This is a genomic window from Actinacidiphila glaucinigra (genome assembly GCF_035918135.1).
Taxonomy (GTDB): domain Bacteria; phylum Actinomycetota; class Actinomycetes; order Streptomycetales; family Streptomycetaceae; genus Actinacidiphila; species Actinacidiphila glaucinigra.
Window position 1 is genome coordinate 7,375,130 of record NZ_CP109144.1, and the last position, 7,371, is coordinate 7,382,500.

The following is a 7,371-nucleotide window of genomic DNA, read 5'->3' on the forward strand; positions in this document are numbered from 1 at the left end:
GACGATCACGTGGCATCGTCCTGCCCATCCGCGACCGGGGACATTCCGCCCGGTCGGGGTCCAGCCGCACATCACGCAGCGTCGCGTACCGTCCGGGAGCCGCCCCATGAGCACCACACCTGAGTCCACCGCCGACCCGGCGACCGAGCGGCCCCTGTGGCAGCCCGGCCCGGACCGTGTCTCCGGTGCCCAGGTGACGCGCTTCCAGGCCTGGGCCGCCGAGCACCACGGCGCGCCCGCCCCCGACACCGCCGATCCCGTCGCCGGCTACCAGGCGCTGCACGCCTGGTCGGTGCGCGAGCCCGAGACCTTCTGGCGGTCCGTCGTCGAGTGGTTCGACGTGCGCTTCTCCTCGCCGTACGAGACCGTCCTCGCCGACGCCTCCATGCCCGGCGCGAAGTGGTTCCCCGGGGCCACCCTCAACTACGCCGAGCACGCCCTGCGTCCCGCCGGCGACGCCGCGCGGGCCGACGAGCCCGCCCTGCTCCACCTCGACGAGCGGCACGAGATCGGCGCCACCAGCTGGGCCGGTCTGCGCCGCCAGGTCGCCTCCCTCGCCCACGAGCTGCGCGCCCTCGGGGTCCGTCCCGGCGACCGGGTCAGCGGCTACCTGCCCAACGTCCCCCAGGCCGTCGTCGCCCTGCTGGCCACCGCCGCCGTCGGCGGCGTGTGGACGTCCTGCGCCCCGGACTTCGGCGCCCGCAGCGTGCTGGACCGCTTCCAGCAGGTCGAGCCCGTCGTCCTGTTCACCGTCGACGGCTACCGCTACGGCGGCAAGGAGCACGACCGCACCGGCGTCGTCGCCGAACTGCGCGCCGAACTCCCCTCGCTGCGCGCCGTCGTGCACATCCCGCTGCTGGGCACGCCCGCCCCCGAGGGCGCCCTGGAGTGGGAGTCCGTGGTCTCCGGCGACCCCGAGCCGGTGTACGAGCAGGTCCCCTTCGACCACCCGCTGTGGGTGCTCTACTCCTCCGGCACCACCGGCCTGCCCAAGGCCATCGTCCAGTCCCAGGGCGGCATCCTGCTGGAGCACCTCAAGCAGACCGGCCTCCACCTCGACCTCGGCCCGGGCGACCGGTTCTTCTGGTACACCTCCACCGGCTGGATGATGTGGAACTTCCTCGTCGGCGGACTGCTCGCGGGCTCCACGATCGTGCTGTACGACGGCAGCCCCGGCTTCCCCGACACCGGCGCCCAGTGGGGTGTGGCCGAGCGCACCGGCACCACCGTGTTCGGCACCTCCGCCGCGTACGTCATCGCCTGCCGCAAGGCCGGCGTCCGCCCCGGCCGCGACCACGACCTGTCGGCCGTCACGTGCGTGGCCACCACCGGCTCCCCGCTCCCGCCGGACGGCTTCCGCTGGATCCACGACGAGGTCAAGGAGGACCTGTGGATCGCCTCCGTCAGCGGCGGCACCGACGTGTGCAGCTGCTTCGCGGGCGGCGTCCCGACCCTCCCGGTGTACATCGGCGAGCTCCAGGCTCCCTGCCTCGGCACCGACCTGCAGGCCTGGGACCCGTACGGCAAGCCCGTCACCGACGAGGTGGGCGAGCTGGTCGTCACCAACCCCATGCCGTCGATGCCCGTCCACTTCTGGAACGACCCCGACGGCAGCCGCTACCACGACAGCTACTTCGAGATGTTCCCCGGCGTCTGGCGGCACGGCGACTGGATCACCCTGACCTCGCGCGGCACGGTGGTCATCCACGGCCGTTCCGACTCCACCCTCAACCGCCAGGGCGTCCGCATGGGCTCGGCCGACATCTACGAGGCCGTCGAACGGCTCCCGGAGATCCGTGAGTCCCTCGTCATCGGCGTCGAGGAGCCCGACGGGGGTTACTGGATGCCCCTGTTCGTGCAGCTCGCCGAGGGCGCGGTGCTCGACGACGCCCTCCGCGACAAGGTCAGGCGCACCATCCGCGAGCAGCTCTCCCCCCGCCACGTCCCCGACGAGATCATCCCGGTCCCCGGCATCCCGCACACCCTCACCGGCAAGCGCATCGAGGTCCCGGTGAAGAAGCTGCTGCAGGGCACGCCGATGGACAAGGCCGTCAACCCGGGCTCCGTCGACAACGTGGAGCTGCTCCGGTTCTACGAGGAGCTCTCCCGCACCCGCGGCTGAGCGCCCGGAGGGGGGAGGGGCGGGCCAGGCCCGCCTCACCCCCCGTACGTCGCGCCGAACTCGCCCAGGGCGTCCGCGAAGTCGGCGGCCAGGGCACCCGCCTCCGCGGGGGCCAGACCTGCGGTCGTGATCCGCACCCCCGGCCCCGCCGCGAGCCGGAACCTCGCCCCCGCGGCCACCCACCATCCGCGCGAGCGCAGGCCGTTGACCACCGCCGCCTCGTCGCGCACCGGCACCCACACGTTCAGCCCGCTCGCCCCGTGCGCCGCGATCCCGCGCGCACCCAGCTCCGCCACGAGTGCCTCGCGCCGCTGCGCGTACGCGTTCCGGGCGGCGTCCACCAGCAGCCGCGCCGCGGCGTCCGTCATCAGCCGCGCGGCCATCCCCTGCAGCACATGACTGATCCACCCCGAGGTGAGCAGCAGCCGCCCGTCGTGCCGCGCCAGGGTCGTCGGGTCGCAGGCGAGGGCGGCCCACCGCAGGTCCGTGCCCAGGTACTTGGTGACCGTACGTACCTGTGCCCAGCGCGGCAGCCCACCTGAGGCGAGGCTGTGCAGCGGCACGCCCGCGACCTCCGCGGCGTGGTCGTTCTCGACCACGAGCACGTCGGGCGCCTCCCGCAGCACGCCGAGCAGCGCGTCCCGTCGCTCGGGCGAGAAGGCCCCTCCGTACGGGTTCTGGGAGCGCGGACTGCACACCACCGCGCGGGCCCCGGCCCGCAGCGCGTCGTGCAGCGCGTCGGGCCGCATGCCCTCGTCGTCCACCGCGACCGGCACCATCCGCAGCCCCAGCGCGGGCACCAGGTCGAGCAGATGGTGGTAGCCCGGGTCCTCCATCGCCACCGCGTCGCCCGGCCGCAGTTCGACGGAGAGCAGCCGCCCCACGCAGTCGAGCGCGCTGTGCGCGAAGGTCACGTCGTCCGCCGGCACCCCGTCGCGGTCGAACCACGCGCGGGTCGGTTCCTCCAGCTCGGGCAGCCGCGGAGCCGACCGGTGCGAGCGCGCCCCGGGCGTCACCTGCACCGACGGCGGCAGCTCCGGCAGGAACGCCGGGTCCGGGTGGCCGCCCGCCAGGTCCCGCAGCCCGGCCGGCACCTTCGGCGGTCTCCTGGACGCCACCGACGGCGCCTGCGCGACGACGGTGCCGCCACGCCCGCGCGTGACGACGATCCCGCGCTGCCGCAGCTCCTTGTAGGCGGTCGCCACCGTGCCGGGGCTCACTCCCAGGCGATCGGCCAGCGTCCGCACCGGCGGGAGCGCGGCCCCGGGGGCCAACGTCCCCTCGGCCACGCCTCGTTCGACGGACGCGGCAATGCCCTTGGCGCTCGTGCCGCTGATCGCATATTGTGCTGCCACATTCGCAAGTCTGTATCAATACAAACTTCGGGTCAAGGGGGCAGTACATGCGATTCCCTCGCAGCCGCAGCGACATCGAGCACCTCGTACCGGGCGGCCGCGAAGGCCGCCGCATGCTCTGGGTGAGCCTGACCGACAAGGCCGGATCCGGCCTCTGGTACGGCACTTCGGCCCTCTACTACACCTACGTGGCCGGACTCGCCCCGCACGAGATCGGCCTCCTGCTCGGCGTCGCCGGAGCCGTCGGCGTCGCGGGCACCCCCGTCGCGGGCCGCGTCGCCGACCGCGTCCCGCTCACCCGGCTGCTCCCCGCCGTCCACGCGCTGCGCGCCGCGGCCGCCGTCGGCATCCTGTTCACCGGCACCCTCTGGCTGCTGCTCCCCATCGCCGCCCTCGGCAGCCTCGGCGACCGCTCCGCCTCGGTCCTCACCAAGCTGTACGCCGCCCGCGTCGCCGGCCCGGACCGCGTCCGCTACCAGGCACTCCAGCGCACCGTGGTGAACATCGGCTTCGGCATCGGCGGACTCGCCGCCGCCGTCGCCCTCGCGATCGGCACCGACACCGCCTACCGCACCATGCTCGTCGGGGACGCCCTCTCCTTCGCCGGTGCCGCCCTGCTCGTCCTGCGCTGCGCCGAACCACCGTCGCCCGTACGCGTGGTGGCCACCGCCTCCACCGCTGCCGGCGGGGAACCGCCCCGGAGCAAGGCCCCGGCCACCGGCCCCTGGCGCGACCGCGGCTACCTCGCGTACACCGCCACCGAGACCCTGCTGTTCCTCGACGACACGGCGCTCAACGTCGGCCTGCCCCTGTGGATCGCCACCGCGACCGCCGCACCGCACAGCCTCGTCGCCCTGCTCTTCGTGCTCAACAACGTCCTCGTCGTGCTCTTCCAGGTCCGCCTCAGCCGCCTCGGCGACGAGCCCCGCAGGGCCGCCGCCTCGCTTCCGCTGCTCGGCGTCGCCTTCCTCGTCGCGGGCGGCGCCATGGCCGTCTCGGCTGTGGACTCGGCGGGGATCGCCGTCGTCGCCCTCGTCGTCGCCGCCACGGCCTTCACCGCCGCGGAGATCGTCCACGCCGTGATCTCCTGGGAGCTGTCCCTCGCCCTCGCCCCCGGCCGGTCCCAGGGCGCGTACCTAGGCGTCCACGGACTCGCGCAGTCGGCCCAGCGCTCGGCCGGCCCGGTCCTGCTCACCTCCGCCGTCATCGCCGCGGGCCCGCTCGGCTGGCTGGGCCTCGGTGGCGCGCTCGCGGCCGTCTCCGTCGGGCAGCGCACCCTCGTACGCCGCCGCCTGGACCGGCTGGACGCCCTGGAACGGCCCCGCGCCGCGGCCCCCCAGGCCCCCGCCGTCCCCAGCGGCACGGTCACTGTCAGTAGCGTCGATTACGGTGAGTGACAGTTGATCCGTCGTACCGAGGGGGAGCCGTCATGGCACACACCAAGCACCGCAAGCAGAGCACCCGCCCCGCCCGCGGCGCCGCGAGGAGCGGCCGCCGCACCCTGCGACGCGAGTCGCCGACCACCGTCGCCGTCCTCACCGACCCCGCCGACTTCGCCGCCATGCGCGGCTATCGCAGCTTCACCTTCGACGACCACCCGACCTACCTCCGGCAGATCGAGGGCCTGCTGCGCTCCCTCGCCTCCCGCGGCATCCACGTCCGCGTCGGCCCCTTCGACCCGGACGAGTACGCCGAGTACTGCGCCGGCACCGGACACGACCCCGACAGCTCGCGCTCCCGCACGCGCTACGCCGCCGACGTCACCACGACCGGACCCACCGTCCCCTACACCGGACAGCCCCTGGGACTCCTCGTCACCGAGCTCGAGTACGAGGCCGGCCGCCAGGCCACCTGGGAACGGGCCTCCGGCATCCTGGCCGACGCCGGGGACTGCGCCGGCTGCGGCGACGACCTCGCCCGCACCTCCTTCGACCGCGCGTCCCAGGCCCTGATGCGCCTCCTCGAAGCCGCGGGACCGGGCCACCACCACCTCGTCTGCAGCGTCCCGGCCGAGGGCACCACGCTCCTCGCCGCCATGCACGCCCGCTGCGACGAGCAGGGCATGGTCCACCTCGTCGAGGCCGAGGCCCTGGTCTGCTGCACCGTCCTGGCCGCGGGCTTCGCCGAGGACAGCCCCGGAGGCCTCGTCCTGCGCAGCGGCGTGGGCACCGGACAGCCCCCGCCGGACCGCCCGGACGAAGTCCGCGGCTGGACCCTGCGCGACGGCTGGCTCCAGCCCCTCACCGAGGCACAGGTCTTCAACGCCTACTGCACCGATGCCGAGTCCGGCGACCCAGTCCCACCGGAGCCCGGGGTCGTCCACCGCCCCGGATTCGCCCTCCCGCCACCGGAGGACGACTGAGCACGGCAGAACGGGGGAACCGGGGATCGCCGAGGGGCGCCCCACCACCGGTGGGACGCCCCTGGAGAGAACGGGAAGCGATCACTCCCCGGACAGCACCGCCTGCGCCGCGCGCCGCGCCTCGTCGGCTGTGTCCGTCGCCCGGGCGGCCGCCGCCGCCCGCTCGCACTGCGCCAGGGTGTACTTCGCCAGCGTCGCCCGCACGTAGGGGAGCGACGCCGCGCCCATCGACAGGCTCGTCACGCCCAGACCCGTCAGCACGCACGCCAGCAGCGGATCGGAGGCCGCCTCACCGCACACACCACAGCTCTTGCCCTCGGCCCGCGCGGCCTCGGCCGCCGCGGCCACCAGGTCCAGCAGCGCCGGCTGCCACGGATCCTGCAGCCGCGAGACCGAGCCGACCTGGCGGTCCGCCGCGAAGGTGTACTGCGCCAGGTCGTTCGTCCCCAGCGAGAGGAACTCGACCTCCTGCAGGATCGAACGCGCCCGCAGCGCCGCCGACGGGATCTCCACCATCGCGCCGAACTTCGCGTGCAGCCCGGCCTCCCGGCACGCGTCCGCGAACGCCTTGGCGTCGACGCGGTCCGCCACCATGGGCGCCATGACCTCGAGGTACACCGGCAGACCCTCGGCGGCCCTGGCGAGCGCCCGCAGCTGCGTGTGCAGCACGTCGGGGTGCGCGAGCAGCGTCCGCAGACCGCGCACACCGAGCGCCGGGTTGGGCTCGTCCGCCGGGGTCAGGAACTCCAGCGGCTTGTCCGCCCCCGCGTCCAGCACCCGGACGACGACCCGGCCCTCGGGGAAGGCCTCCAGCACCTGCCGGTACGCCTCGACCTGCTTCTCCTCCGACGGCGCGTGCTTCGAGTCGTCCAGGAAGAGGAACTCCGTACGGAACAGGCCCACGCCCTCCGCGCCCGCCTTCACGGCGGCCTCGACGTCCGCGGGACCGCCGACGTTCGCCAGCAGCGGCACCTTGTGCCCGTCGGAGGTGGCACCGGGACCGGAGGTCGCGGCGAGCGCCGCCCTGCGCTCCTCCGCGGCCTTCGCCAGCTCGGCCCGCCGGTCCTTGCCCGGGTCCACGTAGATGTCACCGGTACTGCCGTCCACGGCGACGACCGTGCCCTCCGCCAGCTCCGTGGCACCCGGCAGCGCCACCACCGCGGGCACCCCCAGCGCACGCGCGAGGATCGCGCTGTGGCTGGTCGGCCCGCCCTCCTCGGTCACGAAGCCGAGTACCAGCGACGGGTCCAGCAGCGCGGTGTCGGCCGGCGCCAGGTCCCGCGCGATCAGGACGTACGGCTCGTCGCTGTCCGGGACACCCGGCATCGGCACCCCGAGCAGCCGCGCCACGATGCGGTTGCGCACGTCGTCCAGGTCCGCGACCCGCCCCGCCAGGTACTCGCCCGCGTTGGCGAGCAGCGCCCGGTAGGAGGCGAAGGCGTCGTAGACCGCACGCTCCGCCGAGCTGCCCACCGCGATGCGGCGCTCCACGTCGGCCATCAGCTCGGGGTCCTGCGCCATCAGCGCCTGGG

General features: G+C 74.4%; 5 protein-coding genes (1 of these 5 running past the window's edge). 3 read left to right on the top strand and 2 right to left on the bottom strand.

What is annotated here, in order from left to right; translation table 11 throughout:
- The first annotated feature begins 106 nt into the window (after positions 1 to 106).
- Positions 107 to 2,122, top strand: coding sequence for an acetoacetate--CoA ligase (locus tag OIE69_RS33250; RefSeq protein WP_326578023.1), 2,016 nt, complete (start codon positions 107 to 109; stop codon positions 2,120 to 2,122).
- A gap of 35 nt (positions 2,123 to 2,157) precedes the next feature.
- On the opposite strand, the gene OIE69_RS33255 is transcribed toward OIE69_RS33250, so the two are convergent.
- A complete protein-coding gene (locus tag OIE69_RS33255; protein ID WP_326578025.1) occupies positions 2,158 to 3,477 on the bottom strand; it encodes an aminotransferase class I/II-fold pyridoxal phosphate-dependent enzyme in 1,320 nt (439 codons plus the stop codon).
- A 47-nt stretch (positions 3,478 to 3,524) separates the two neighbouring features.
- Here OIE69_RS33255 and OIE69_RS33260 point away from each other — a divergent pair, with 47 nt between their 5' ends.
- Positions 3,525 to 4,874, top strand: a complete 1,350-nt coding sequence (locus OIE69_RS33260) for an MFS transporter (protein WP_326578027.1) — start codon at positions 3,525 to 3,527, stop codon at positions 4,872 to 4,874.
- A 32-nt stretch (positions 4,875 to 4,906) separates the two neighbouring features.
- Positions 4,907 to 5,839: a hypothetical protein gene (locus tag OIE69_RS33265; RefSeq protein ID WP_326578029.1), complete on the top strand. Its 933-nt coding sequence runs from the start codon at positions 4,907 to 4,909 to the stop codon at positions 5,837 to 5,839.
- Positions 5,840 to 5,920: 81 nt separating this feature from the next.
- Here OIE69_RS33265 and ptsP read toward each other — a convergent pair whose 3' ends face one another.
- Positions 5,921 to 7,371: the 3' portion of a phosphoenolpyruvate--protein phosphotransferase gene (ptsP, locus tag OIE69_RS33270; protein WP_326578031.1), read on the bottom strand. Its footprint extends 220 nt past the window's final position; only the last 1,451 of its 1,671 coding nucleotides appear in the window; its start codon lies off the right edge, out of view — the gene reads right to left on this strand; its stop codon occupies positions 5,921 to 5,923.

Excerpts from the sequence above, each read along its gene's own strand:
- OIE69_RS33250 (WP_326578023.1), top strand. The coding sequence starts at position 107 with ATGAGCACCACACCTGAGTCCACCGCCGACCCGGCGACCGAGCGGCCC.
- OIE69_RS33260 (WP_326578027.1), top strand. The coding sequence starts at position 3,525 with ATGCGATTCCCTCGCAGCCGCAGCGACATCGAGCACCTCGTACCGGGC.
- OIE69_RS33265 (WP_326578029.1), top strand. The coding sequence starts at position 4,907 with ATGGCACACACCAAGCACCGCAAGCAGAGCACCCGCCCCGCCCGCGGC.